The sequence below is a fragment of the Lysinibacillus macroides genome, assembly GCF_001281525.1.
GTDB lineage: Bacteria > Bacillota > Bacilli > Bacillales_A > Planococcaceae > Lysinibacillus > Lysinibacillus macroides.
The window spans coordinates 85,130-110,986 of the sequence record NZ_LGCI01000002.1 but is presented as its reverse complement, the minus strand read 5'-3'; the positions used below and the strand labels follow the sequence as shown (position 1 = coordinate 110,986).

Below are 25,857 nucleotides of genomic sequence, written 5' to 3'. Positions count from 1 at the left end.
CGACTTTTTTTCTTTTCGTGTATAATAAAATCGATTGAATAATGGATGCTCTGTCAAGCCATTTTTCAAAGATATGGTAGATAAATAAGGAGGATTATAATGAAGAAGTTTTGGAAAATAGGATTATCAGCATTTTTAGCAATCGGTGTACTTGCTGCTTGTGGGCAGGGAGATAAGGATGCTAAGCCTTCAACGGACAAGCCACAAACAGAGCAAGAGACATCGCAGGTGGATGAAGCGACATTCCCGATGACGCTGACAGATGCACTTGGTAAGGACATTACACTCGAAGCACCTCCTGAGAAAATCGTTTCGCTTATTCCAAGTAATACAGAAATATTATTTGGCCTTGGTTTAAATGATGAAATCGTAGGTGTTACAGACAATGATGATTATCCACCAGAAGCTGCGGACAAGGAAAAGGTTGGCGGTATGGAGTACGATATTGAGAAGGTTATTGCCTTACAGCCAGATATTGTGTTTTCACATGAATCAAGTATGTCTTTATCAGAAGCAGCGATTGCCCAGCTAGAATCAGCAGGTGTGAAAGTGTTTGTTGTGAACAATGCACAAGATTTTAATGAGACCTACACAACAATTGAGCAGCTTGGTCGTGCTACAGGGAAGCTACCAGAGGCTGAAAAAATTATTGCTGATATGAAGACAAAGGTGGAAGAGATTCAAGCTAAGGTGAAGGATACTGAGCCAAAGAAGGTCCTAGTAGAAGCATCTGATGAGCCAGATATTTATGTAGCTGGAAATGGTACATTTATGAACGCTATGCTTGAGATGATTCATGCAGAAAATGTAGCAGCAGATGGTAATGACTGGTATAAGATTGATGCGGAGCAAATTATTGCAAAAAATCCAGATGTTATTATTGTGACCTATCACTATGTACCAGATATTTTAACAAAAATTCCACAACGTGCTGGCTTTGATACAGTAAATGCTGTGAAAAATAACGCAATTGTGCAAGTGAATGAAAGTACAACAAGCCGTCAGGGTCCACGTTTAGCAGACGGACTTGAAGAATTAGCAAAAGCAATCCATCCAGAGGTATTTGAGTGAAAAAAATAACAGTAGCCTATGTACTAACATGCACGCTTCTTATGATAAGTATCTGGTGCGGTGCAGCAATAGGCTCGGTTCATATTCCATTTGAAGTTTTATGGAATCAGACGGTTGATGAAACAGCCGCCAATATTTTTTGGAAAATTCGTTTGCCGCGTGTGCTATTAGCAGGGCTAGTAGGAGCCTCTCTTGCGATTGCAGGAGCGGCTTTCCAAGGATTATTAAAAAATCCATTAGCAGACCCTTATACATTAGGTGTTTCCTCAGGTGCTTCTGTTGGTGCAGTAATGACTATCTTTTTTAGTATATCCATACCTATGGCAGGACTGTATGCTTTGCCAATCTTTAGTATGCTCGGTGCTATTCTAACAATGATTATTGTGATGACCTTTGCCAGAGCGGTTGATCGTTCCTTGAAAATGGAGACCTTGATTTTAACAGGTGTTATTTTTAGTTCATTTTTAGGTTCCCTTATTTCTTTAATGATTGCTTTATCGGGCGAGGAGCTACGACAAGTAGTTAGTTGGCTACTTGGCTCGGTCTCGATGCGAGGCTGGCCGTATGTTCAAATGATTATTCCGTTTGTCCTGATTGGCTCACTTATGCTCTGGACACAAAGACGAGAGCTAAATGTTTTATTATATGGTGAGGAGCGAGCCAAACATCTAGGGGTGAATGTAAAGCGTAGTAAGTATTTGATTTTAGCAGGTGGCTCTATGTTAACAGGAGCTGCTGTAGCTGTGTCTGGTACAATTGGCTTTGTAGGGCTAGTTGTACCACATATGACACGAATGATATGGGGCGCTGATCATCGCCATGTATTACCATTATCATTTTTAAATGGGGCAACATTATTAATTATCTGCGACTTAGTAGCACGTACAATCATTTTGCCAAGAGAGCTGCCCATTGGTGTGATTACAGCCTTTATTGGAGCACCTGTTTTTTCTTATATTTTTTATAAGCAGCGTAAAAGCAAGGGGGTGCGGGCATGATTGTTGTTGAACATTTATCGGGTGGCTATGAAGACGTACCACTCGTCAAAGACATAAGTTTTACTGTGGAAAAAGGAAAAATTCTTGGTATTTTAGGACCGAATGGTAGTGGAAAATCCACATTATTGAAAGTATTAAGTGGTATTTTACCAACTACTACTGGCATGGTTATGATTGATGGGAAAGCTATTCACTCGTATAATGCACGTGCATTAGCGAAAAAAATGGCTGTCTTACCACAGCTCCACGCCAATGCTTTCTCCAATAGTGTGCGGGAGGTTGTATCACTCGGACGTTACCCGCATCAAACAGGCTTCTTTGCTAGTTGGTCTGCGCGTGATGAACAGGCTGTTCAACATGCTATGCTACAAACAGGTGTCAAGCGTTATGAACAGACACCAATGGAATTTTTATCAGGTGGGGAGCAGCAACGTGTGTTTGTGGCACAAGCACTTGCCCAAACAGCAGAAATTCTACTGCTAGATGAGCCCACAAATCACTTAGATATTGCCCATCAACGTCAAATTTTAGATATGGTGCGTAAAGAGGCTATGGAATGTGGGCTGACAGTGGTAATGGTGCTACATGATATGAATTTAGCCTCACTTTATTGTGATGAATTATTACTCATGGAGGGCGGGCAGATGCGAGCAATTGGTGCGCCACATGAGGTGATTATCGCTTCACAAATTGAAGATGTTTACCAAGCACGAGTGGCAACCTATGCACATCCTGAAATGCCAAAGCCACAAATTACAATGATGCCTACAGCAGGTGATCGTCAACAACGTGCAATGATTAAAAAGGAGCATTTCACGATAACGGAACATTATATTCAGCTTCAAACAGAAATTCCTTTAAAAATAGTATCATCAGCCGTACATAATCCTGGAATTGGGTGGTTTAGTTGCTTATTAAATCGCTCAGTACCAGGTGATTATGTAATTAGCGATGTAAAACGAGAAGTCAACGAATTTTTACAAAGGGAGAATTTCGCACCTACAAGCACGGTTGTGATGCTAACAGCTGTGCCAACGAGTCTTGTAGCAATCCAAGAATTTTCTGCGTCTTTTGGCAATATGATAGTAGCTGTAACAGCAGGTGTTGGCAATGCAGTGGATGTATCACGTGTACATGAACGACAGGATGAGCCTTATATTGGCACCATCAATACATGGGTCATTATTAATGGCTGTTTATCAGAAGAAGCCTTTTTACAAGCAACGATGACAGCTACAGAAGCAAAGACAAAAGCATTGCAATCAGAAAATATTCGTGATGCGCGCAGTGGAACAATTGCCACAGGTACGGCTACGGATAGTTTGCTAATAGCTGCCACTCAAAAAGGAGAAGAAATGCTGTATGCTGGTCCGATTACAGAAGTAGGGAAAACAATCGCAAAGGGCGTTTTTGAAACAACAGTTCAGGCTATTAAAAATTATAAAAATCAATTTTAGGAGATGAGAGAAATGAAGCTTTACACGAAAACAGGCGATACGGGGAAAACAAGTCTTATTGGTGGACGTGTGGATAAAGATAGTTTACGTGTGGAGGCGTATGGAGCCATTGATGAGCTAAATTCTTTTATTGGCAAGGCTGTTAGCGAATTAGATCAGGCGCTCTTTAAAGATATTTTGACAGACTTAGAGGCAATTCAGCATGAGCTGTTCGATGCTGGTGGTGATCTTGCCAATGTTATGAAGGAGCGTCATTATAAGCTAACAGAGCAGCCTATTGAAGTGTTAGAATCTCGTATTGATGCATTGTCAGATGAAGCACCACCTCTTCAACGTTTTATTTTGCCCGGGGGTGCACCAGCGGCAGCAACTTTACACATTGCTCGTACAGTGGCACGCCGAGCAGAGCGTGAGATGGTAACACTTATGAAGGAAGTAGAAGATGTACCAAAGGTTGTGCAAAAATATTTAAACCGTTTATCGGATTACTTATTTGCAGCTGCACGCGTTGTTAATGTTCGGTTAAAGGTAGCAGATGTTGAATATATTCGTAGTGGTAACGTTTTTAAAAAATAATTTCGCTGGAAGAGTCACTTTGAAATTCAGGGTGGCTTTTTTTCTTGTAAAATGTAAGAATAGAAAATTATCAGTAAGATTTCTTGTTTTGTGTTGACTGAATGCTCACTCATTTATTAGAATAGGAATATAATGATTAAGTGACGTACATTTTTGTATGAACTAGCAATTTCTTTACAAAGAGAGAAATGACGACAAACTAAAGGGGGGGACCAACCATGAGTCCATTATTAATTGCCAATATTATTTTAACAGTCGTGGTTGTGCTTTATGCAGTAGGGTTGTTCTTCTATCTGTTAAAAACACGCTATAAGTATGTGCAATTGGGGAAAAAGGTTGAGTTTGATGAAAGTGTTAAAGAACGACTTCGTTATATTATGATCAATGTATTTGGTCAAAATAAGCTATTAAAAGATCCAAAGAGTGGGCTAATTCATGTTATGTTTTTCTATGGTTTTTTAATGGTACAGCTAGGAGCCATTGATTTAATTTGGAAAGGATTAGCACCAGAATCACATCTGCCATTGGGCATTTTCTACGGTGTCTTTACATTCTTCCAAGAGCTGGTTGTGTTAATGATTTTAATAGCAGTAGTCTGGGCATTTTACCGCCGTTATGTTGAAAAGCTAGTACGTTTAAAACGAGGATGGAAAAATGGGCTAGTATTAATTTTCATTGGTGGCTTAATGGTATCGACATTAATCGCGAATGGTATGGGGTTAATTTGGCATGGTGAGGGATTAACCTATACGGAGCCAGTTGCTTCTAGCATCGCTGCTATTTTTGGCTTCCTACCTACATCGGTAGCTGCTGGCGTGTTTTATGTCATGTGGTGGGCACACCTTTTAATTCTATTAACATTCCTTGTATACGTACCACAATCTAAGCATTTCCACTTAATTGTGAGCCCACTTAATGTCTACATGAATCGTTTAGATCGTGTAGGTACATTAACACCAATTGATTTTGAGGCGTTAGAAAATGCTGAAAGTGAAGAGGATATGCCTGCTATTGGGGTTGGACGCATTCAGGACTTCACGCAAAAGCAAATGCTTGATTTGTACTCTTGCGTAGAATGTGGACGTTGTACAAATATGTGTCCAGCAACAGGAACAGGAAAAATGCTGTCACCAATGGATTTAATCGTGAAATTGCGTGATCATTTAACATTTACAGGTGCTGTTGTCACAAAGCAAAAGCCATGGGTGCCTTATCAATTCTTTGCCAATACAAAGGGCAATCAGCTTGCCATGGCAGCAGGCGCTGAAGGTGCAGTAATTGAAGATATCTATAGTCCATCTTTAATTGGTGATGTCATTACAGAAGAAGAAATTTGGGCTTGTACGACTTGTCGTAACTGTGAGGATCAATGTCCAGTGATGAATGAGCATGTGGATAAAATTATTGATCTACGTCGTTATTTAACAATGACAGAGGGGAAAGTAAATCCTGATGCGCAACGTGCGATGACGAATATTGAGCGACAAGGCAATCCTTGGGGCTTAAACCGTAAAGAAAAAGAAAAATGGCGTGATTTAGATCCAACAATTCATATTCCAACAGTAAAAGAGCTAAAGAAATCTGACGAGGAAATGGAATATCTATTGTGGGTTGGCTCAATGGGTGCATTTGATAACCGTTCACAAAAAATTGCTTTAGCTTTTTGTCGCCTGTTAAACGAAGCTGGTGTGAAGTTTGCAATCTTAGGTAATAAAGAGAAAAACTCAGGAGACACACCTCGTCGTTTAGGAAATGAATTCTTGTTCCAAGAGTTAGCGACAGCTAATATTGATGAGTTTGAGAAGAATGATGTGAAAAAAATCGTTACAATTGACCCGCATGCTTACAATATCTTTAAAAATGAATATCAGGACTTTGGCTGGAAAGGTGAAGTCTATCACCATACAGAATTATTGAACCAGCTAATTGAAGAAAATCGACTAGCGTTAAATTATGAGGTTCATGAAACAATTGTCTTCCATGATTCTTGCTACTTAGGTCGTTACAATGACGTTTATGATGCTCCACGTGAGATATTACGTGGTATTCCTGGAGTTAAACTTGTAGAAATGGAACGAAATCGCGAAACAGCGATGTGCTGTGGCGCAGGTGGCGGTTTAATGTGGATGGAGGAGCATGTCGGTAATCGTATTAATGTAGCACGTACAGAGCAAGCTTTAGCAACGAATGCATCTGTGATTTCTTCTGGCTGTCCTTATTGCTTAACAATGCTAGAGGATGGTACGAAGGCAAAAGAGGTTGAAGATTCCATTGGTACATTCGATATTGCAGAATTACTTGAGCGTTCAGTATTTGGAGAAAAAGTAAAAGCAGCAGAAACTTCTGATGAGGAAACACTTGAAGAAGTAGTAGCTTCAGTAGAAAATGCGCAGCAGAATGAAAATACTGAAATAAACGCAGAAAAATAATCGCTCTTACAGCAATATTTTAGTTATCTGAAAAATATAAATTGCACATTAAAAAATTGTTTTGTAGAATAAGATTAAATGGAAATGGGAGTGGAGTTTAATACTCCCATTTTTCATCGCTAGAAATCGAGCGAGCGTTCAGTCAATTAATTATACGTCGTCGCTTCATTGTGAACGTAAAACAAAAGGGGTGTTTTACTTGAATAGAGCTGTAATTTTAGCAGGAGCAAGAACAGCGTTTGGTAAATTTGGTGGTTCACTAGCAGCATTGCATGCAAGTGACCTTGGTGCGATTGCGATCAAAGGGGCATTAGAGAAAGCCAATCTAGCCTCAGATCAAGTAAATGAAGTGATTCTAGGCTCTGTTTTACAAGGGGGACAGGGGCAAATTCCTTCTCGACAGGCTGCGATAAAAGCTGATTTACCAATCAACGTAAAAACAGAAACAATCAATAAAGTTTGTGCGTCGGGGATGCGCGCAGTCACATTAGCAGATCAACTAATTCGATTAGGGGACGAAGAAGTGATCGTGGCAGGTGGCATGGAGTCCATGTCAAATGCGCCATATTATTTGTTAAATGGTCGAACAGGCTTACGCATGGGAGATTCAACAATGGTCGATGGTATGCTTTATGATGGCCTAACATGTGCGTTCGATAAGGCAAGACCACATATGGGCAACTACGGTAATACGACAGCTAAACGATTTTCACTAAGCCGTGAGGAACAGGATGCCTGGTCAGTGCGCAGTCATGAACGTGCGCTTACTGCCATTGAAAAAGGCTATTTTGCTGAAGAAATTGTACCAGTGGAAATTCCACAACGAAAAGGTGAACCACTTGTTGTTGATACAGATGAGGCACCAAGAGCAGGTACATCGTTGGAAGTGCTGGCGAAGCTAAAACCAGCCTTTGATAAGGATGGTACGATTACTGCAGGGAATGCACCGGGAGTAAATGATGGTGCATGTGCACTTGTCGTCATGAGTGAGGAACGTGCTGCACGTGAAGGTCGAGAACCATTAGCCATTATTCTTGGTCATGAGGAACTTGCGATTGAGCCAGAAAACTTCCCACAAACACCTGGTCTTGTTATTAACAAGCTATTAACAAAGACCAATAAATCATTGGCAGATATTGATTTATTTGAAATCAATGAAGCTTTTGCAGCAGTTGCCTTAGTTAGCACACAGTTAGCCGATTTAGATGCAGATAAGGTCAATGTTAATGGTGGTGCAGTTGCTTTGGGTCACCCAATTGGGGCATCTGGAGCACGCATTATTTTAACACTTGCACAGGAGTTAAAGCGTCGAGGCGGTGGCATCGGCATTGCTGCGATCTGTTCAGGCGGCGGGCAAGGTGATGCGATTATGATTGAAGTACCAAAACAGGGGGACTAAACAAATGGGAATTCACAAGGTAATGGTCATTGGAGCAGGACAAATGGGCTCGGGTATTGCACAGGTTTGTGCACAAGCAGGCTATGAAGTGACATTGAATGATGTGAAGCCAGAATTTTTAGAGCGTGGGCTAGGGGTTATTATAAAAAATTTATCACGCGATGTTGAAAAAGGGCGTAAAACTGAAGAAGAGAAAGCAGCTATTTTAGCACGACTTCATACTTCATTAGATTTACAGGATGCTCGTGATGTAGATATTGTGATTGAAGCTGCTGTCGAAAATATGGACATAAAGCAATCGATCTTTAAGCAACTGGATGAGATTGCACCAGCACATGCCATTTTAGCTACAAATACATCTTCACTGCCGATTACAGAAATTGCAGCAGTGACAAATCGTCCAGAGCAGGTTATTGGTATGCATTTTATGAATCCTGTGCCTGTGATGAAGCTTGTTGAAATCATTCGAGGCTTAGCAACAGCTGATGAGGTCTACAAAGCTGTTGAGGAGATGACAGTAAAGCTTGCAAAAACGCCAGTAGAGGTAAATGATTTTCCTGGCTTTATTTCCAATCGTATTTTACTACCGATGATTAATGAGGCGATTTATGCACTTTATGAAGGGGTCGCAACAAAGGAAGCGATTGACGATGTAATGAAGCTTGGTATGAACCATCCAATGGGGCCATTAACGTTAGCAGACTTCATTGGTTTGGATACTTGTCTTTACATCATGGAAATTTTACACGAGGGTCTAGGAGATAGTAAATATCGCCCTTGCCCACTGCTTCGTAAATATGTGGCAGCAGGCTGGCTTGGGAAAAAATCAGGAAGAGGTTTTTATGTATATGAATAATGCTATGGGGATGGGATTATTCGGATGCTACGGGACAACTTAGAGGGGTGACATTATAGATGCATTTGCAATTTACAGATGAGCAAATTATGATGCGCGATATGGTGCGTCAGTTTGCCCAGGAAAAAATTCAGCCATGGATAGAGCGTATGGAAGCAGGGGAATTTCCACGTGAGCTTCTACAGCAAATGGGTGAACTTGGCTTAATGGGCATTACCACACCAGAAGACTTAGGTGGCTCTGGCATGGATTTTACATCGTATATTATTGCGATTCATGAACTATCAAAAGTAAGCGCTGTAATGGGCGTTATTTTATCAGTGCATACTTCGGTTGGAACAAATCCAATCATTTACTTTGGCAATGATGAGCAAAAGAAACGTTATGTACCAAAGCTTGCAGCAGGGGAATATTTAGGCGCATTTTGTTTAACAGAACCAAGTGCAGGTTCAGACGCTGGCTCTCTACAATCAAAAGCAGTGCGAGATGGCGATGAATATGTACTTAATGGTTCCAAGGTATTTATTACAAATGGCGGAGAGGCTGATGTGTATATTGTCTTCGCTTCTACGAATCCGGCTGAAAAAACACGAGGTATTTCTGCATTTATTGTGGAAAAGGGAACACCAGGGCTTATTATTGGCAAGGATGAACAGAAGATGGGCTTGCATGGCTCCCGAACAGTTCAGTTGACATTTGATAATTGCCGTATTCCAGCCGACAACCTACTTGGGGAAGAGGGGGAAGGCTTTAAAATAGCACTGGCTAATTTAGATGTTGGTCGAATTGGTATTGCCGCCCAGGCTTTAGGAATTGCAGAAGCAGCACTTGAAGCTGCAACAGCTTATGCCAAGGAGCGTGTTCAATTTGGCAAGCCAATTGTTGCCCAGCAAGGTGTTAGCTTTAAGCTTGCAGATATGGCAACGGCTGTTGAATCTGCAAAGCTCTTAGTCTATCGTGCAGCCGATTTACGGGCAAAAGGCTTACCATGTGGAGCGGAGGCCTCAATGGCAAAGCTTTTTGCATCACGTACAGCTGTACAAACGGCAATTGAAGCTATTCAAGTATTTGGTGGCTATGGCTATACAGAGGATTATCCAGTCGAACGCTATTTCCGCGATGCCAAGGTTACAGAAATCTATGAAGGCACAAGTGAAATTCAGAAACTAGTAATAAGTAAGCATTTATTGAAGTAAAAGGCGCTCAATAAAATGTTAGGGTCGCTCGAAAAAGGGAGAAGGGCGCTCAATAAAGTGGTAGAATCGCTCAAAAAGTCACTACAACCGCTCAATAATGAGAAGAAATCGCTCAATCTAGCACTACAATGGAACAGAGTCTAATTAAAAAGGGGAAATGGACAATGAACTTTCAATTAACAGAAGAGCATGAGCAATTGCGTGAAATGATTCGTGATTTTGCAATAAATGAAGTAGCACCAACAGCAGCAGAACGTGACGAAAATGAAGAATTTGACCGTGCGATTTTCGATAAAATGGCGGAGCTTGGATTAACAGGTATTCCATGGCCAGAGGAATATGGCGGAGCGGGATTTGACTACCTTGCATATGTCATTGCTGTCGAGGAATTATCTCGTGTTTGTGCTTCCACAGGGGTAACATTATCTGCACATACATCATTAGCTGGCTGGCCACTCTACAAGTTTGGGACAGAGGAGCAAAAACAAAAATATCTTCGTCCAATGGCGGAAGGAAAGCATATTGGTGCATATGGTTTAACAGAACCAGGGTCAGGCTCAGATGCGGGTGGTATGAAAACGTATGCAAAGCGTGATGGTGATGATTATATTTTAAATGGCTCAAAAATCTTTATTACAAATGGTGGAGTAGCGGATACATATATTGTATTTGCCGTAACAGACCCAGAGGCAAAGCATGGAACATCTGCATTTATCGTAGAAGCAGGATTTGAAGGCTTCTCTGTAGGGAAAAAAGAGAAAAAACTGGGGATTCGCTCATCACCAACAACAGAAATTATTTTTGATAATTGTCGTGTGCCAAAGGAAAATCTGCTTGGTGCTGAAGGAGAAGGCTTTAAAATTGCAATGATTACATTAGATGGCGGACGTAATGGTATTGCGGCTCAAGCTGTAGGGATTGCACAGGGAGCGTTAGATGCAGCAGTTGATTATGCAAAAGAGCGTGTACAATTTGGTAAGCCGATCGCTGCTAATCAAGGTGTATCCTTTAAATTAGCAGATATGGCAACTCAAATTGAGGCCTCTCGATTGCTGACATATCAAGCTGCTTGGTTAGAATCTAATAATTTACCATATGGTAAAGCATCTGCAATGGCAAAGTTAATGGCTGGCGATACTGCGATGAGTGTAACGACAGAGGCGGTTCAAGTATTTGGTGGCTACGGTTATACAAAAGATTACCCTGTTGAGCGCTTTATGCGTGATGCAAAAATTACACAAATTTATGAAGGTACGCAGGAGATTCAACGTCTAGTAATCTCGCGTATGCTAACAAAATAACCAATGCCAGAAAAAGAGAAAAGGCCCCAAGTACAGTCTACCGTAAAAGATGAAAATTTAATCGCCATACGTCGTGAACAAATGATTCAAGGAGCTATTAAGCTATTTAAAGAAAAAGGCTTCCATCGGGCTACGACGAGGGAAATTGCAAAAGCAGCAGGATTTAGTATCGGTACGTTATATGAGTATATCCGCACGAAAGAAGATGTTTTGTACCTTGTCTGTGATAGCATTTATCATCATGCGATGGAGCGGCTTTCAAGCTATGAAATTAAGGCAGGAACGATTGAAGAATTAAAAGAAATGATTCGAGAGTATTTCCTGCAAATCGATCATATGGTTGATGAGCTAACTATTATGTATCAAGAAACGAAATCATTATCTAAAGAAGCACAACGCTATGTTTTTAGTAAAGAGTTTGAAATGGTTGCTACCTTTGAACGATTGCTAAAACGCTGTGTACAGTCTGGTGAATTAACGATGACAGACAAGCAAATCCATTTAGCAGCCAATAATTTAGTAGTTTCAGGGCAAAGCTGGGCATTCCGTAAATGGGCATTACATCGTCAGCACTCTATTGACGAGTTTATTGAGATGCAAATTACATTGTTCATTTCAGGCATAAAGGGGTTCTAATAGTTCGAAAAAGAGGTTGTCGGTAATTGCATACAGCGATCATGCAATTGCCGACTTTTTTAATTCATTTCGGGAGAGAGTGAGGATTTCATATGACAAAGGTAGAAGTATACCGTCCAAAAAATCATGTACGTTTTGTAACAGCATCAAGTCTTTTTGATGGACATGATGCTTCGATCAATATTATGCGACGCATCTTACAATCCAGCGGCGTAGAAGTTATTCATTTAGGCCATAATCGTTCCGTAGAAGAAGTCGTTAATGCCGCGATACAAGAGGATGCACAAGGCATTGCTATATCCTCCTATCAAGGCGGGCATATGGAATACTTTAAATATATGTATGATTTACTCCATGAAAAAGGTGCGCCACATATTAAAATTTATGGTGGTGGAGGCGGGGTTATTTTACCGCGTGAAATAAAGGAGCTTCATGATTACGGAATTGCAGGGATCTTTTCACCAGAGGATGGCCGTATTTTAGGGCTACAGGGTATGATTAACGAACAAGTGAAAGGAACAGACTTCTCAACGGCAACAGGTAATTATTTAGAAAAATTAGCGGTAGTAACGCCAGAAACGCCTGAAATTTTAGCAAATTTAATAACAGCTGCTGAATCAAATGCAGATGAAGAAACGAACAAGATGTTAGAAGAAGCTCGAAAACGTTCAAAGAGCACACCAATTCTAGGTATTACAGGAACAGGAGGAGCTGGTAAGTCTTCTTTAACAGATGAGCTCATTCGCCGCTTCTTGAAGGAATTTCCAGATAAGCGTGTAGCCATTCTTTCGGTCGATCCAACAAAGCAAAAAACGGGCGGAGCATTACTTGGAGATCGAATTCGTATGAATGCCATCTTCAATAACCGTGTTTATATGCGTAGTTTAGCAACACGTGGCTCTCGTACTGAATTATCTGCATCAATTGGTGATGTGCTGGATGTCGTACGTGTAGTAGGCTATGACTTAATCATCGTAGAAACAAGTGGTATTGGTCAAGGTGATGCCGAAATTACAAAATATACGGATTTATCGATGTATGTGATGACAAGCGAATTTGGTGCGCCGACACAGCTTGAGAAAATTGATATGATTGACTTTGCAGATGTTATCGCGATCAATAAATTTGAGCGAAAAGGCTCGGAGGACGCCCTTCGACAAGTACAAAAACAATATCAACGTTCACGTGAGCTTTGGGATAAATCACTGGATAACATGCCAGTCTATGGTACAATTGCTAGCCAATTCAATGACAAAGGAACAAATGCATTATTTGCAGCCCTCGTTAAGATAATTAACGAAAAAACAGGTTTTAATTGGGCAACAAGCTATGAGCAATTTGCCAAAACGCAAAAGCAAGATGTCATTATTCCAAACGATCGCCGTTATTATTTACGTGAAATTACAGATGCTGTTCGTGGCTATCATAAAAAATCAGAGCAGCAGGTGGCATTTGCCCGTCGTCTATTCCAATTAGAGGGTGCTATTGCAGCAGTGCAGGAAAAAGCACCAGATGATGCACTTGTCGCATCACTTACTTCTTTAGCAGAAGGTGTCAGAGATGAATTATCTGCTGAATCTAAGCGTATTTTAGACAATTGGCAGTCTTTAAAAGCAGCATATGCTCGTGATGAGTTTGTGACGAAGGTACGTGATAAAGAGATTCGCACTATCTTAAAAACAACAAGTCTTTCTGGCACAAAAATTCCAAAAGTAGCATTACCGAAATTTGAGGATTATGGTGAAATATTACGCTGGGTCTACAAAGAAAATGTTCCTGGCGAATTTCCATATACAGCGGGTGTTTTCCAATTCAAGCGTGAGGGAGAAGATCCAAAGCGCCAATTTGCTGGTGAAGGAACACCAGAGCGTACAAATAAACGATTCCATTATCTATCAAAGGATGATGATGCAAAACGTTTATCCACAGCATTTGATTCGGTTACATTATATGGTGAGGACCCTGATTATCGTCCAGATATTTATGGCAAGGTTGGGGAATCAGGTGTATCCATTTGTACATTAGAAGATATGAAAAAGCTCTATGCAGGCTTTGATTTATGTGCGCCATCTACATCTGTATCTATGACAATTAATGGTCCAGCCCCTATTATTTTAGCGATGTTTATGAATACAGCAATTGATCAACAGATAAAATTACGTGAACAAGAGCTTGGCCGAACTTTGACAGTTGAAGAATTTACAGAGACACGTGAAAAAACATTACAAGTTGTGCGTGGTACTGTACAAGCTGATATTTTAAAGGAAGATCAAGGGCAAAATACATGCATTTTCTCAACGGAGTTTGCCTTACGTATGATGGGGGATATTCAGCAATACTTTATAGACCATAAAGTGCGTAACTATTATTCCGTATCCATTTCTGGCTATCATATTGCGGAGGCTGGCGCAAATCCTATTTCTCAATTAGCCTTTACCTTAGCGAATGGCTTTACGTATGTAGAGTATTATTTAAGCCGTGGTATGAATATCAATGACTTTGCACCAAATCTATCGTTCTTCTTCTCAAATGGACTTGATCCTGAATATACAGTTATTGGACGTGTAGCTCGTCGTATCTGGGCGATTGTAATGCGTGATAAATACGGTGCTAATGAGCGTGCACAAAAGCTAAAATATCATATTCAAACATCTGGACGTAGTTTACACGCACAGGAAATTGATTTTAATGATATTCGCACAACATTACAGGCATTGATGGCATTACAGGATAACTGTAACTCATTGCATACAAATGCCTATGATGAGGCGATTACTACACCTACAGAGGAATCTGTAAGACGCGCTATGGCTATTCAAATGATTATTACAAAAGAGCATGGCTTAACGAAAAACGAAAATCCTTTGCAAGGTGCATTTATTGTGGAAGAATTGACGGATCTTGTAGAAGAAGCGGTTCTCGAAGAATTTGATCGTATCAATGATCGCGGTGGCGTACTAGGGGCAATGGAAACACAATACCAACGAGGTAAAATTCAAGAAGAGTCCATGTATTATGAAATGCTTAAGCATTCAGGTGAATTACCAATCATTGGTGTCAATACGTACTTAAATCCAAATCCACCTTCAGATGCTGCCATTGATAATATGGAAATTGCACGTGCATCAACAGAAGAAAAGGAAACGCAAATTCATAATTTACAAGCCTTCTGGAAGGAGCATGAAGACGAAAGTGTAACAGCGATTGCTCGTTTACAGGAAGTGGCTGTTAACAATGGCAATATTTTTGCAGAGTTAATGGAAACGGTGAAAGTAGCTAGCTTAGGGCAAATTACCAAAGCCTTATATGAAGTAGGCGGTCAATATCGTCGTAATATGTAACATATCTTATTTGTGAATGTATGCAACTTGCTTCACTCAGTTCAAGTGTCTAGTCTTAGGATTAGGCACTTCTTTTTATTTTCGTTATAATAGAACTGTAAAAAAGAGGAGGCGCGGTAGAGAATGAAATTAATTCTTCACTACATAATTATATTAGCTTTAGTATTGGGAGCCATTTTCCTGTATAATAAGCAAATTGGCGCTATTCCTTTACTGCTGTTATCTGTCTACTTGTTTTATCTAGGTATCAAAAAAATGCGTAATATAAAAAACAGTAATTGACGCTAGCAAAGGGACTAAAACTTTGTATATAATGGGTATTATGCTTATGATATGAAAAGTGACTTTTGCGTAGTTTTTTTGCTGCGCTTGGAAATAAAGCATCATGTAATTTTAAAACCATTGTGATAAGGGAAAGGAAGTGCACGAATTGAATTTTCGTGAAATGACAAAGGAACAATTAGCGGAAGAGTCGTTAATTAACTTAGCGTATGCAATTTTAAATGAAAAGCATACCCCAATAGCTTTTAATGATTTACTGAAAATCATTCAAGAGCTTGTGGGCTATAATGATGAAGCTATAAAATCTCGCCTACTGCAATTTTACACAGATATCAATATAGATGGTCGTTTTTTATTTAATCAAGAAACAGGCTGGGGCTTACGCGAATGGTTTAAAGTAGAGCAAATCGAGGAAGAAACAGCACCTTCTGTGAAGACCCAAAAGAAAAAATCAAAAGCTGTTCTCGATGAAGATGATGATCTTGTGGAAGATATCGATTTGGATGAAGAAGATATTGACTTTGAAGAGGACTTTGAAGAGTTCGTGGAAGAAGATGAGCTTGATGAAGATGATGATAAAGAAGATATCGAATTTGATGATGATGACTTAGAGGACATTGATGAAGAAATCGATGAAGAATTTATTGATGAAGACGAAGAGTTTGAGGAAGAAGAGGAAGAACTCTAAGAACGGTATGCTTAGAATTTTCTTGTTACTAGCAGCAAAAAATCTTGACTTCTATCACGGTTACGTTTAATCTTTTACTTGGGCTCCTTAAAAGAAGGAGAAAAAGACCGTGTATATATACGTTCCCCCTGCAAACCTATGCAGGAGGAGCGTTTTTTTGTTTTTAACGTGATTCAGTCCAGTTCTCCCAATGTATAGCAAACAGTGGCTGAATCCATGTTAAAGTTTAAGGGTTTACAGCAACGTGAAAAAGAAATAGAACCATTTACAGCTTCGAATCGACTACATTTTTGTAGACATTCTCGGCTTTTCTTGTTTTAGGGTATATTCCATACTCGAACAATGGATCTAGCAATTTTAGCACATCATAAGGAGGAATTTTTCATGACGAAGTATATTTTTGTAACAGGTGGGGTTGTATCATCACTTGGAAAAGGGATTGTTGCAGCATCTCTAGGCCGCTTACTAAAAAATCGCGGTTTAGAAGTTACGATTCAAAAATTTGACCCATATATCAATATTGACCCAGGTACAATGAGCCCTTATCAACATGGTGAGGTTTTTGTGACGGATGATGGTGCAGAGGCTGACTTAGACTTAGGGCACTATGAACGTTTTATTGACATTAATCTAGGGAAGCATTCTACCGTAACTTCAGGTCGTGTTTATCAGTCGGTATTGCAAAAGGAACGCCGTGGTGATTATAACGGTGGAACAGTACAAGTAATTCCTCATATTACAAATGAAATTAAAGATCGTATCCAACGTGCAGGTCGTGAAACAAACGCTGATGTAGTGATTACAGAGGTAGGCGGAACAGTAGGGGATATCGAATCACTGCCATTCCTTGAAGCAATTCGTCAAATGAAAACAAATTTAGGGCATAACAATGTCATGTATATCCACTGTACACTAATTCCTTATATTAAAGCAGCGGGTGAGCTGAAAACAAAGCCAACACAGCACTCTGTGAAGGAATTACGCTCTCTAGGTATACAGCCAAATATTATCGTTGTGCGGACGGAGCAGGAAGTACCACAAGATATGAAGGAAAAATTAGCTTTATTCTGCGATGTTCAACCACATGAAATTATTGAATCTCGTGATGCAGAGCATTTATATGAAGTGCCATTAAACCTACATGCGCAAGATATAGATGATATTGTGCTAGATCATTTCGGTATTGAAGCACCAGAGGCAGATATGGAAGAATGGCGCGACCTTGTAGAAAAAGTAAAAAATCTACCGAATAAAAGAAGGATAGCGCTAGTAGGGAAATACGTGGAGCTACAAGATGCGTATATTTCAGTGGTAGAGGCATTAAAGCATGCAGGGTATGCGTTTAATTCGGATATTGACATTGATTGGATTAATGCAGAACAAGTAGATGCGGAGAATGTAGCGAGTCAATTAAAAGGTGCTGATGCTATTTTAGTACCAGGTGGCTTTGGTGATCGCGGAGTGGAAGGGAAAATTTTAGCGATACAATATGCACGTGAAAACAATGTACCTTTCTTAGGCATTTGTTTAGGCATGCAGCTAGCAACAGTAGAATTTGCTCGTAATGTCCTCGACTTAAAAGGTGCTCATTCTACAGAACTTGATGCAAATACAGCGTATCCAATTATCGATTTCTTACCAGATCAAAACGATAGTGTAGATATTGGTGGTACATTACGTTTAGGATTATATCCATGTAAATTAAAAGATGACTCTAAGGCTGGCAAAGCCTATGGCAAAGAGCTTGTATACGAGCGTCATCGTCACCGCTATGAATTTAACAATGAGTATCGTGAGGCAATGGAAGCAGCGGGTCTTGTCTTTTCAGGAACAAGCCCAGATGGAAAATTAGTGGAAATTATCGAGCTGCCAGAAAATGAATTCTTTGTAGCTTGTCAATTCCATCCAGAGCTAGTATCGCGCCCAAACCGTCCACAGCCATTGTTCCGTGATTTTATCGGCGCAACATTCAAATAAGCTAAAAGAGTTGTCTCGTTTATAGAGACAACTCTTTTTTACAGCTCTTCCTCATCCAATTCCAGCATTTCATCATAAGCTATTTTGACAGCTTCATATACAAAAAGCCCAGCAATTGCATGTGGGACAACGATTCGCTGTCCAACATCGTTTGGCAATAGGCCACCTTTGATACGAGTAGAAATATACGTATAAGCTAAATCTGCCAAAGGATTTTCGCTATTATCCACTTCACTGGCAACAGCAGCAAAAGGAATAAAGCGTTGATGTAATTCCTGTGCTAAGGCTAATGCTTCCATATTGTGTGCACTTCGGGTAAAAATACAAACACGATCCGTCTCCGTTAAAACGGTATCTGCTGTCCAACGAACTAATTTAGGAAATGGCTCCACTGCATACAATGCATTTAGTTCAACAACCTGCATTTCACCAAAGCAGGCGAAATATACATGACCCTCGCCAATTGCTGCCTGTGCAAGCAATCTTGCTGTTTCCTCAATGGCGTCCTCTTCATTTTGCGTAATTCTTTGTAGTAACCCACTTAACTGTGTTGTTAGAATTTTTGACATGTTCCCACCTCTATCCATATTATAGGGGTGAACAAGATAGAAAGCAAAAGCAGATAATTTACAATATTAGAAGGTATTACGTTGAAAAAGGCGAATATTAATTAATGAAGAAAAGTTTTATCGAACAATAAAATAAAAAGGGCGGAATGGAATGATGGAATGTGAAAAGATTATTAATTGTCGATGATCAGCAGGGTATTCGATTACTTTTAAATGAAGTATTGAAAAAGGAAGGATACACTACATATTTAGCAGCTAATGGCGTAGAGGCATTAAAGTTTGCCAATGAGCAAGAGATCGATTGTGTATTATTAGATATGAAAATACCGGGAATGGATGGTATTGAAATTTTAAGGCGTTTAAAAGAGCAGTGGCCAAAGCTTCCTGTATTTATGATGACGGCCTATGGCGAACTAGATGTTGTGCAAGAAGCTTTAAAGCTAGGAGCAATTCGTTACTTTACCAAGCCTTTTGATATTTTTGAGGTACGTGATGAGGTTAATAAAACGTTACAGGTGTAAAAAACAGGCGGTGTGGACACACGGCCTGTTTTTTTATGTACAATCAATCGTTTCCATTCTAATTTCAGTTGTCAGCTCATCAACCCTGCCGCTGCGTTGCACTACGCTTTCGGGTAGAAAATAATAGCCCCTGCTTTTCAGGTGTAAGGCCTACGTTGCGTTTCACTTCACTGCGGCCAACCCTGCCGCTGCGTTGCACTACGCTTTCGGGTAGAAAATAATAGCCCCTGCTTTTCAGGTGTAAGGCCTACGTTGCGTTTCACTTCACTGCGGCCAACCCTGCCGCTGCGTTGCACTACGCTTTCGGGTAGAAAATAATAGCCCCTGCTTTTCAGGTGTAAGGCCTACGTTGCGTTTCACTTCACTGCGGCCAACCCTGCCGCTGCGTTGCACTACGCTTTCGGGTAGAAAATAATAGCCCCTGCTTTTCAGGTGTAAGGCCTACGTTGCGTTTCACTTCACTGCGGCCGCCCCTGCCGCTGCGTTGCACTACGCTTTCGGGTAGAAAATAATAGCCCCTGCTTTTCAGGTGTAAGGCCTACGTTGCGTTTCACTTCACTGCGGCCAACCCTGCCGCTGCGTTGCACTACGCTTTCGGGTAGAAAATAATAGCCCCTGCTTTTCAGGGGCTATTATTTTTGCTATGATTGAGGGGCATATTTATGTAGAAAGAAATAGTCCTATAAGGAGGATTTTTAGTATGGCATTAGTATCTATGAAAGAGATGTTAATTAAGGCAAAAGCAGAAGGTTATGCGGTTGGTCAATTCAACATTAACAACCTTGAATGGACGCAAGCAATTTTACAAGCAGCAGAAGAAGAAAAATCGCCCGTGATTCTTGGTGTTTCAGAAGGTGCAGGTAAATATATGGGCGGCTTTATCGCTGTTGTTCACATGGTAAAAGGTTTAATGGAATCTTATGGTACTACAGTTCCAGTAGCAATCCATCTTGATCATGGCTCTAGCTTTGCAAAATGTAAAGAAGCGATTGATGCAGGCTTTACTTCTGTAATGATTGACGCATCCCATCATCCATTTGATGAAAATGTGAAAATTACTTCAGAGGTAGTAGAGTATGCACATGCTAAAGGCGTTTCTGTTGAGGCAGAATTAGGAACAGTTGGTGGCGATGAAGACGGTGTCATTGGCGGTATCATTTATGCTGATCCAGAAGAATGCCGTAAAATGGTTGAACTAACAGATATCGACTGCTTAGCGCCAGCACTTGGCTCTGTGCATGGTCCTTATCAAGGTGAACCAAACCTAGGCTTTAAAGAAATGGAAGAAATCTCTAAATTAGCAGACCTTCCTCTTGTATTACATGGCGGTACAGGGATCCCATTAAAAGATATCCAACGCTCCATTTCATTAGGTACAGCTAAAATTAACGTCAATACTGAAAATCAAATTGAAGCAACAAAAGCAATTCGTGAAATTCTTGATAATGACAAAGTTGTTTATGATCCACGTAAATTCCTCGGACCAGCACGTGAAGCGATTAAAGCAACAGTTATTGGTAAAATTCGCGAATTTGGTAGTGCACAAAAAGCATAGTTTTTGCATTTAATATGTGACAAAAGCATAGATAAATACACATAAATAAGAGAAGTGTTGATGCTATCAATCGACCTTCTCTTGTTTTTGAAATAATGAAATTTGGAAAAGACTTAATATTATAAGAACATGATCAGGAGGAAATACAATGAAGTTTTTTATTGATACAGCAAACTTTGAAGAGATTAAAGAGGCACATGCATGGGGGATCTTATCAGGTGTTACAACAAACCCATCATTAGTAGCTAAAGAAGAAAACGTTTCTTTCCATGATCGTCTTCGTGAAATTGCTGAGCTTGTTGATGGCTCTGTAAGCGGAGAAGTGATTGCACTTGATGCAGAAGGTATGATGAAAGAAGGTTTAGAATTAGCTGCTATTGCTCCAAACATTACGGTCAAGCTACCAATGACACCAGCTGGATTAGAGGCTTGTCGCTTCTTTGCCAACAAAGGCATTAAAACAAATGTAACATTAATCTTTAGTGCCAACCAAGCATTAATGGCTGCGCGTGCAGGTGCTACATATGTATCACCATTTATCGGTCGTTTAGATGACATTGGTCAAAATGGTGTAGAGCTAATCGAAACAATTGCAGATATTTTCACAATTCATAATATCGACACAGAAATTATCGCTGCCTCTGTGCGCCATCCACAACATGTGACAGCAGCAGCCTTAGCAGGTGCTCATATTTCAACAACTCCATTTAAAGTATTAAAACAACTTTTCAACCATCCATTAACGGACAAAGGAATTGAAGGATTTTTAGCGGATTGGAATAAGAGAAAAAGCGAATAATAAGATTATAAAGTGAGCCAATCGCAAAAAACTACTTTCCAATCATGAGGGAGAACGCAAAATGGATGTTTATAAAATTACTGGCGAAAATCGTCTACAAGGTACAATTAAAGTTAGTGGTGCAAAAAATAGTGCAGTCGCCTTAATTCCTGCATCAATTTTGGCGAACTCTCCAGTGACTATTGGAGGGATACCCGAAATTTCAGATGCTTGGACGTTGAAGGCTTTACTAGAGGAAATTGGTGGGGAAGTGGCGTTTGATAATGGCAAGATGATCATTGATCCAACAGAGATGATTGCATTACCATTACCAAACGGCAATGTGAAAAAGCTACGCGCTTCCTATTACTTAATGGGCGCTATGCTTGGACGTTTCAAGAAAGCAGTTATTGGTTTACCAGGCGGCTGCTTTTTAGGTCCACGCCCAATTGACCAACATATCAAAGGCTTTGAGGCATTGGGGGCCAAAATTACCAATGAACATGGAGCTATTTATTTACGCGCAGATGAATTGATTGGGGCAAAAATTTATTTAGATGTTGCAAGTGTTGGAGCAACGATTAATATTATGTTGGCGGCCGTTCTTGCAAAAGGACGTACAGTTATTGAAAATGCGGCTAAAGAACCTGAAATCATTGATGTGGCGACACTTTTAACAAATATGGGTGCTAATATTAAAGGGGCAGGTACAAGTGTTATTCGTATTGAAGGCGTAGCAGAGCTACATGGTACGGAGCATACAATTATCCCAGACCGTATTGAAGCAGCAACATTTTTAATTATGGCTGCAGCAGTCGGTGACGGAATTACCATTGATAATGTGATTCCACTACATTTAGAAGCCATTATTGCAAAGCTTCGTGAAATGGGTATAAAAATTGATATTGGTGAAGAAAGTATTTATGTGCCAAAAACTGACCTTTCTACTTTGAAGGCAGTTGATATAAAAACCTTGGTATATCCAGGCTTCCCCACGGATATTCAGCAACCACTTGCTGTGTTAATGTCACAAGCATTCGGTTCCTCAAAGGTAACAGATACAATTTATACAGCTCGATTTAAACATATTGACGAGCTTCGTCGTATGAATGCTAATGCTCGTGTGGAAGGAAATACAGCTATTATTAAAGGACCAAGTAAATTACATGGCTCCACGGTAACAGCTACAGATCTTCGCGCTGGGGCAGCCTTAGTTTTAGCGGGGCTATTAGCGGAAGGTGAAACAGAAATTCATGATATTTATCATATCGAACGTGGCTATAGCTCACTTATTGAGAAATTACGTGATTTAGGCGCCGATATTCGACGTGAAACAATCCTGGCACGCGTAGCAGAAGCAAAGGAATAATGAGAGCTAAAAGTTTTCATCCAACTATGTTACAATAGAGGTAATTTGAATGTTTCGGCGCAAAAAGCTGCCGATAGCGGGAGGCAAAGCAACAATGGAACGTAGTTTATCGATGGAAGTAGTACGAGTAACAGAAGCAGCAGCAATCGCATCCGGGAAATGGATGGGACGTGGTTTGAAAATTGAGGCAGATGATGCAGCAACAACAGCGATGCGCAAAATGTTCGATACAATTCCAATGCATGCTACAGTAGTAATAGGTGAAGGTGAAATGGATGAAGCGCCAATGCTTTATATTGGTGAAGAACTTGGCTTACGCAACGGCGGTCCCCAAGTAGATATTGCAGTAGATCCTTTAGAAGGGACAAATATTGTCGCAAAAGGTACAAATGGTGCCATGACGGTTCTGGCTATTGCAGATAAAGGAAATTTATTAAATGCACCCGATATGTACATGGAGAAAATTGCGGTAGGACCAGAAGCAGCTGGTAAGGTAGATATTAATGCTTCTGTCACATATAACTTATTACAAGTAGCAAAAGCAAAAAATAAAGATATTTCGGATGTTGTGGCTACGCTATTAGATCGCCCACGTCACCAAGCAATTGTTGATGAAATTCGTGAAGCTGGTGCACGTATTAAATTTATCCAAGATGGCGATGTTGGCGCAGCGATTAACACTGCTTTTGATGAAACAGGTATTGATATTATGTTTGGAACAGGGGGCGCACCAGAGGGTGTAATTGCAGCAGTCGCCTTAAAATGCCTAGGTGGCGACTTCCAAGCAAAGCTAGTACCAGAGGATGAGGAACAATTAGCACGCTGTACAAAAATGGGTGTAGATGTTGAGAAAGTTCTTTATTTAGATGATCTAGTAAAAGGTGACGATGCTATTTTTGCAGCAACAGCTGTAACAGATTGCGAGCTATTAAAGGGTGTTCAATATAAAGGCGCTTATGCATTAACACATTCAGTTGTTATGCGAGCTAAGTCTGGTACGGTCCGTTTTGTTGAAGGGCGTCATGCTCTTGAGAAAAAACCTAGCTATTAATGATATTTTCTTCTAAAATATACCTAGTGCATCTACTTGCGCTAGGTGCCTTCTTCTTACAAGCAATTATGTCTTAGCGTAATTGCCGCTGACGCTTCGCTTTGGCGCAGATAAACAATGTGTCCAGATTTTTTTTCGAGTTCGCTCGAAAAGCTCCTCTTCAAAATCTGTGATATCCACCGGAGCTTTATCTCGATTCAGTAGACATTTATACATGCACTGAACCAAGATAAACTATCCCATAGTTTTGTAGGCTATGTTTCAATGTTTTATTGGTTGTTAAGAGTGCCTATAGCTTGAAACAACCAGACAAACATTAACAGAGCCATTGTAAAAACTTCATTGATAACCCCAAAAATGGCATTATATTTTGAAAAAGACTGGAGTTGTGCATATGTCTGCATTGACAATCGCTCAATTAGAAAACATGACGTTAAAAGAGCTTTACGCCCTTGCACGCCAATACAAAATTTCATATTATAGCAAGCTAACGAAAAAAGAATTAATATTTGCTATTTTGAAAACGCGTTCAGAGCAAGAGGGCTATTTCTTTATGGAGGGCGTACTCGAAATTGTTTCGCAAGAGGGCTTTGGCTTCCTTCGACCGATTAATTACTCTCCAAGTAAAGAAGATATTTATATTTCGGCATCCCAAATTCGCCGCTTTGATCTACGAAATGGGGACAAGGTGTCAGGAAAGGTGCGACCACCGAAAGAAAATGAGCGTTATTACGGCTTATTACAAGTGGATGCTGTAAATGGTGAAGACCCTGAAGTAGCAAAGGAACGTGTGCATTTCCCTGCGTTAACACCTTTATATCCAGATCGACAAATTAAGCTTGAAACAACACAGCGAAATGTTTCAACACGTATTATGGATTTAGTTGCACCCGTAGGCTTTGGGCAACGTGGCTTAATCGTTGCACCACCAAAGGCAGGGAAAACATCTTTGTTAAAAGAAATTGCAAATGCTATTACAACGAATCATCCAGAGGCGGAGCTCATTGTCCTACTAATTGATGAACGTCCTGAGGAAGTAACAGATATTGAACGTTCTGTGAATGCAGATGTCGTCAGCTCAACGTTCGATGAAGTACCAGAAAACCATGTAAAAGTGGCAGAAATCGTTTTAGAACGTGCACGCCGATTAGTGGAACATAAACGTGATGTTATTATTTTAATGGACTCCATTACACGTTTAGCACGTGCGTATAACTTAGTGATTCCTCCAAGTGGACGTACACTGTCAGGCGGTATTGATCCCGCTGCCTTCCATAGACCTAAACGTTTCTTTGGTTCTGCGCGTAATATTGAAGAGGGCGGTAGTTTAACAATTTTAGCAACAGCTTTAGTAGATACAGGATCTCGTATGGACGAAGTAATCTATGAAGAATTTAAAGGGACAGGCAATTTAGAGCTACATTTAGATCGACAGTTAGCAGAACGTCGTATTTTCCCTGCACTTGACATTCGTCGTTCAGGTACACGTAAGGAAGAGCTTCTTCTTGCACCTGAACAACTTGAGAAGCTATGGGCCATTCGCAAAACATTTTCGGATGCCCCAGATTTTGCAGAACGCTTCCTGAAAAAGCTACGTTCAACAAAATCAAATGATGAGTTTTTTGAAAAACTAAACGAAGATATGAAAAAGGCAACAAAGGGTAAAGGGCTTTTATAAACTAACAATCACCATTGACGAGAAATTGTCGATGGTGATTTTTTTATCTTGGTTGAGTAGACATCTGAACGCCTACTCAACCAAGATAAAAGCCCCGGCGGTTGTCACAAATTTTGGAGGGGAGCTTTT

20 protein-coding genes are annotated in these 25,857 nt (G+C 40.2%); 19 read left to right on the top strand and 1 reads right to left on the bottom strand.

Annotated elements, in window-relative coordinates:
* The first annotated feature begins 99 nt into the window (after positions 1-99).
* From ADM90_RS00690 to ADM90_RS00630, 13 genes are all read left to right on the top strand, one after another.
* Positions 100-1,071, top strand: coding sequence for an ABC transporter substrate-binding protein (locus tag ADM90_RS00690; protein ID WP_053993155.1), 972 nt, complete (start codon positions 100-102; stop codon positions 1,069-1,071).
* Entirely contained in the window at positions 1,068-2,069 is a 1,002-nt protein-coding gene (locus tag ADM90_RS00685) for a FecCD family ABC transporter permease (RefSeq protein WP_200908496.1), read from the top strand. Before ADM90_RS00690 ends, ADM90_RS00685 begins: the two co-directional genes overlap by 4 nt.
* On the top strand, positions 2,066-3,526 hold the full coding sequence (locus tag ADM90_RS00680) for an adenosylcobinamide amidohydrolase (RefSeq protein ID WP_053993154.1): 1,461 nt from the start codon (positions 2,066-2,068) through the stop codon (positions 3,524-3,526). The genes ADM90_RS00685 and ADM90_RS00680 overlap by 4 nt, the downstream gene beginning before the upstream one ends.
* A 12-nt stretch (positions 3,527-3,538) precedes the next feature.
* A complete protein-coding gene (locus ADM90_RS00675; protein ID WP_053993153.1) occupies positions 3,539-4,102 on the top strand; it encodes a cob(I)yrinic acid a,c-diamide adenosyltransferase in 564 nt (187 codons plus the stop codon).
* Between the two features lie 218 nt (positions 4,103-4,320).
* Positions 4,321-6,531 carry a heterodisulfide reductase-related iron-sulfur binding cluster gene (locus ADM90_RS00670; protein WP_053993152.1) on the top strand — a complete coding sequence of 737 codons (2,211 nt, stop codon included), beginning with the start codon at positions 4,321-4,323 and terminating at the stop codon, positions 6,529-6,531.
* Positions 6,532-6,730: 199 nt separating this feature from the next.
* Complete coding sequence (locus ADM90_RS00665) at positions 6,731-7,930, top strand: acetyl-CoA C-acetyltransferase (protein WP_053993151.1); 1,200 nt, start codon at positions 6,731-6,733, stop codon at positions 7,928-7,930.
* Between the two features lie 4 nt (positions 7,931-7,934).
* Positions 7,935-8,786: a 3-hydroxybutyryl-CoA dehydrogenase gene (locus ADM90_RS00660; RefSeq protein WP_053993150.1), complete on the top strand. Its 852-nt coding sequence runs from the start codon at positions 7,935-7,937 to the stop codon at positions 8,784-8,786.
* A 59-nt stretch (positions 8,787-8,845) separates the two neighbouring features.
* Positions 8,846-9,982 carry an acyl-CoA dehydrogenase gene (locus ADM90_RS00655; RefSeq protein WP_053993149.1) on the top strand — a complete coding sequence of 379 codons (1,137 nt, stop codon included), beginning with the start codon at positions 8,846-8,848 and terminating at the stop codon, positions 9,980-9,982.
* A 164-nt stretch (positions 9,983-10,146) separates the two neighbouring features.
* Complete coding sequence (locus ADM90_RS00650; protein WP_053993148.1) at positions 10,147-11,283, top strand: acyl-CoA dehydrogenase; 1,137 nt, start codon at positions 10,147-10,149, stop codon at positions 11,281-11,283.
* A gap of 3 nt (positions 11,284-11,286) precedes the next feature.
* On the top strand, positions 11,287-11,919 hold the full coding sequence (locus tag ADM90_RS00645; protein ID WP_053993147.1) for a TetR/AcrR family transcriptional regulator: 633 nt from the start codon (positions 11,287-11,289) through the stop codon (positions 11,917-11,919).
* A 92-nt stretch (positions 11,920-12,011) separates the two neighbouring features.
* Complete coding sequence (gene icmF, locus ADM90_RS00640) at positions 12,012-15,260, top strand: fused isobutyryl-CoA mutase/GTPase IcmF (RefSeq protein ID WP_053993146.1); 3,249 nt, start codon at positions 12,012-12,014, stop codon at positions 15,258-15,260.
* 430 nt (positions 15,261-15,690) lie between these two features.
* Positions 15,691-16,230, top strand: coding sequence for a DNA-directed RNA polymerase subunit delta (gene rpoE, locus ADM90_RS00635; protein ID WP_200908495.1), 540 nt, complete (start codon positions 15,691-15,693; stop codon positions 16,228-16,230).
* Between the two features lie 384 nt (positions 16,231-16,614).
* Complete coding sequence (locus ADM90_RS00630; RefSeq protein WP_053993144.1) at positions 16,615-18,207, top strand: CTP synthase; 1,593 nt, start codon at positions 16,615-16,617, stop codon at positions 18,205-18,207.
* A 38-nt stretch (positions 18,208-18,245) separates the two neighbouring features.
* Here the strand turns inward: ADM90_RS00630 and ADM90_RS00625 are convergent, their stop codons facing one another.
* Positions 18,246-18,776, bottom strand: coding sequence for a DUF2529 family protein (locus tag ADM90_RS00625; protein ID WP_053993143.1), 531 nt, complete (start codon positions 18,774-18,776; stop codon positions 18,246-18,248).
* 161 nt (positions 18,777-18,937) lie between these two features.
* On the opposite strand from ADM90_RS00625, the gene ADM90_RS00620 reads away from it, so the two are divergent.
* The 6 genes from ADM90_RS00620 to rho all read left to right on the top strand — a co-directional run bounded on the left by ADM90_RS00620 (position 18,938) and on the right by rho (position 25,728).
* On the top strand, positions 18,938-19,297 hold the full coding sequence (locus ADM90_RS00620; protein ID WP_053993142.1) for a response regulator: 360 nt from the start codon (positions 18,938-18,940) through the stop codon (positions 19,295-19,297).
* A gap of 700 nt (positions 19,298-19,997) precedes the next feature.
* Complete coding sequence (locus ADM90_RS00615) at positions 19,998-20,852, top strand: class II fructose-bisphosphate aldolase (RefSeq protein WP_053993141.1); 855 nt, start codon at positions 19,998-20,000, stop codon at positions 20,850-20,852.
* Between the two features lie 148 nt (positions 20,853-21,000).
* Positions 21,001-21,651 (top strand): fructose-6-phosphate aldolase, encoded by a 651-nt coding sequence (gene fsa / locus ADM90_RS00610; protein WP_053993140.1) that lies wholly within the window; start codon positions 21,001-21,003, stop codon positions 21,649-21,651.
* Positions 21,652-21,712: 61 nt separating this feature from the next.
* On the top strand, positions 21,713-22,999 hold the full coding sequence (locus ADM90_RS00605) for a UDP-N-acetylglucosamine 1-carboxyvinyltransferase (protein WP_053993139.1): 1,287 nt from the start codon (positions 21,713-21,715) through the stop codon (positions 22,997-22,999).
* A gap of 94 nt (positions 23,000-23,093) precedes the next feature.
* Positions 23,094-24,050, top strand: a complete 957-nt coding sequence (glpX, locus tag ADM90_RS00600) for a class II fructose-bisphosphatase (RefSeq protein WP_053993411.1) — start codon at positions 23,094-23,096, stop codon at positions 24,048-24,050.
* Between the two features lie 394 nt (positions 24,051-24,444).
* Complete coding sequence (gene rho / locus ADM90_RS00595) at positions 24,445-25,728, top strand: transcription termination factor Rho (RefSeq protein WP_053993138.1); 1,284 nt, start codon at positions 24,445-24,447, stop codon at positions 25,726-25,728.
* Positions 25,729-25,857 lie beyond the last annotated feature (129 nt).

Coding starts and splice junctions, on each gene's coding strand:
- ADM90_RS00690 (WP_053993155.1), top strand. CDS start 100: ATGAAGAAGTTTTGGAAAATAGGATTATCAGCATTTTTAGCAATCGGT.
- ADM90_RS00680 (WP_053993154.1), top strand. CDS start 2,066: ATGATTGTTGTTGAACATTTATCGGGTGGCTATGAAGACGTACCACTC.
- ADM90_RS00675 (WP_053993153.1), top strand. CDS start 3,539: ATGAAGCTTTACACGAAAACAGGCGATACGGGGAAAACAAGTCTTATT.
- ADM90_RS00670 (WP_053993152.1), top strand. CDS start 4,321: ATGAGTCCATTATTAATTGCCAATATTATTTTAACAGTCGTGGTTGTG.
- ADM90_RS00660 (WP_053993150.1), top strand. CDS start 7,935: ATGGGAATTCACAAGGTAATGGTCATTGGAGCAGGACAAATGGGCTCG.
- ADM90_RS00655 (WP_053993149.1), top strand. CDS start 8,846: ATGCATTTGCAATTTACAGATGAGCAAATTATGATGCGCGATATGGTG.
- ADM90_RS00650 (WP_053993148.1), top strand. CDS start 10,147: ATGAACTTTCAATTAACAGAAGAGCATGAGCAATTGCGTGAAATGATT.
- ADM90_RS00645 (WP_053993147.1), top strand. CDS start 11,287: ATGCCAGAAAAAGAGAAAAGGCCCCAAGTACAGTCTACCGTAAAAGAT.
- icmF (WP_053993146.1), top strand. CDS start 12,012: ATGACAAAGGTAGAAGTATACCGTCCAAAAAATCATGTACGTTTTGTA.
- ADM90_RS00630 (WP_053993144.1), top strand. CDS start 16,615: ATGACGAAGTATATTTTTGTAACAGGTGGGGTTGTATCATCACTTGGA.
- ADM90_RS00625 (WP_053993143.1), bottom strand. CDS start 18,776: ATGTCAAAAATTCTAACAACACAGTTAAGTGGGTTACTACAAAGAATT.
- ADM90_RS00615 (WP_053993141.1), top strand. CDS start 19,998: ATGGCATTAGTATCTATGAAAGAGATGTTAATTAAGGCAAAAGCAGAA.
- fsa (WP_053993140.1), top strand. CDS start 21,001: ATGAAGTTTTTTATTGATACAGCAAACTTTGAAGAGATTAAAGAGGCA.
- ADM90_RS00605 (WP_053993139.1), top strand. CDS start 21,713: ATGGATGTTTATAAAATTACTGGCGAAAATCGTCTACAAGGTACAATT.
- glpX (WP_053993411.1), top strand. CDS start 23,094: ATGGAACGTAGTTTATCGATGGAAGTAGTACGAGTAACAGAAGCAGCA.
- rho (WP_053993138.1), top strand. CDS start 24,445: ATGTCTGCATTGACAATCGCTCAATTAGAAAACATGACGTTAAAAGAG.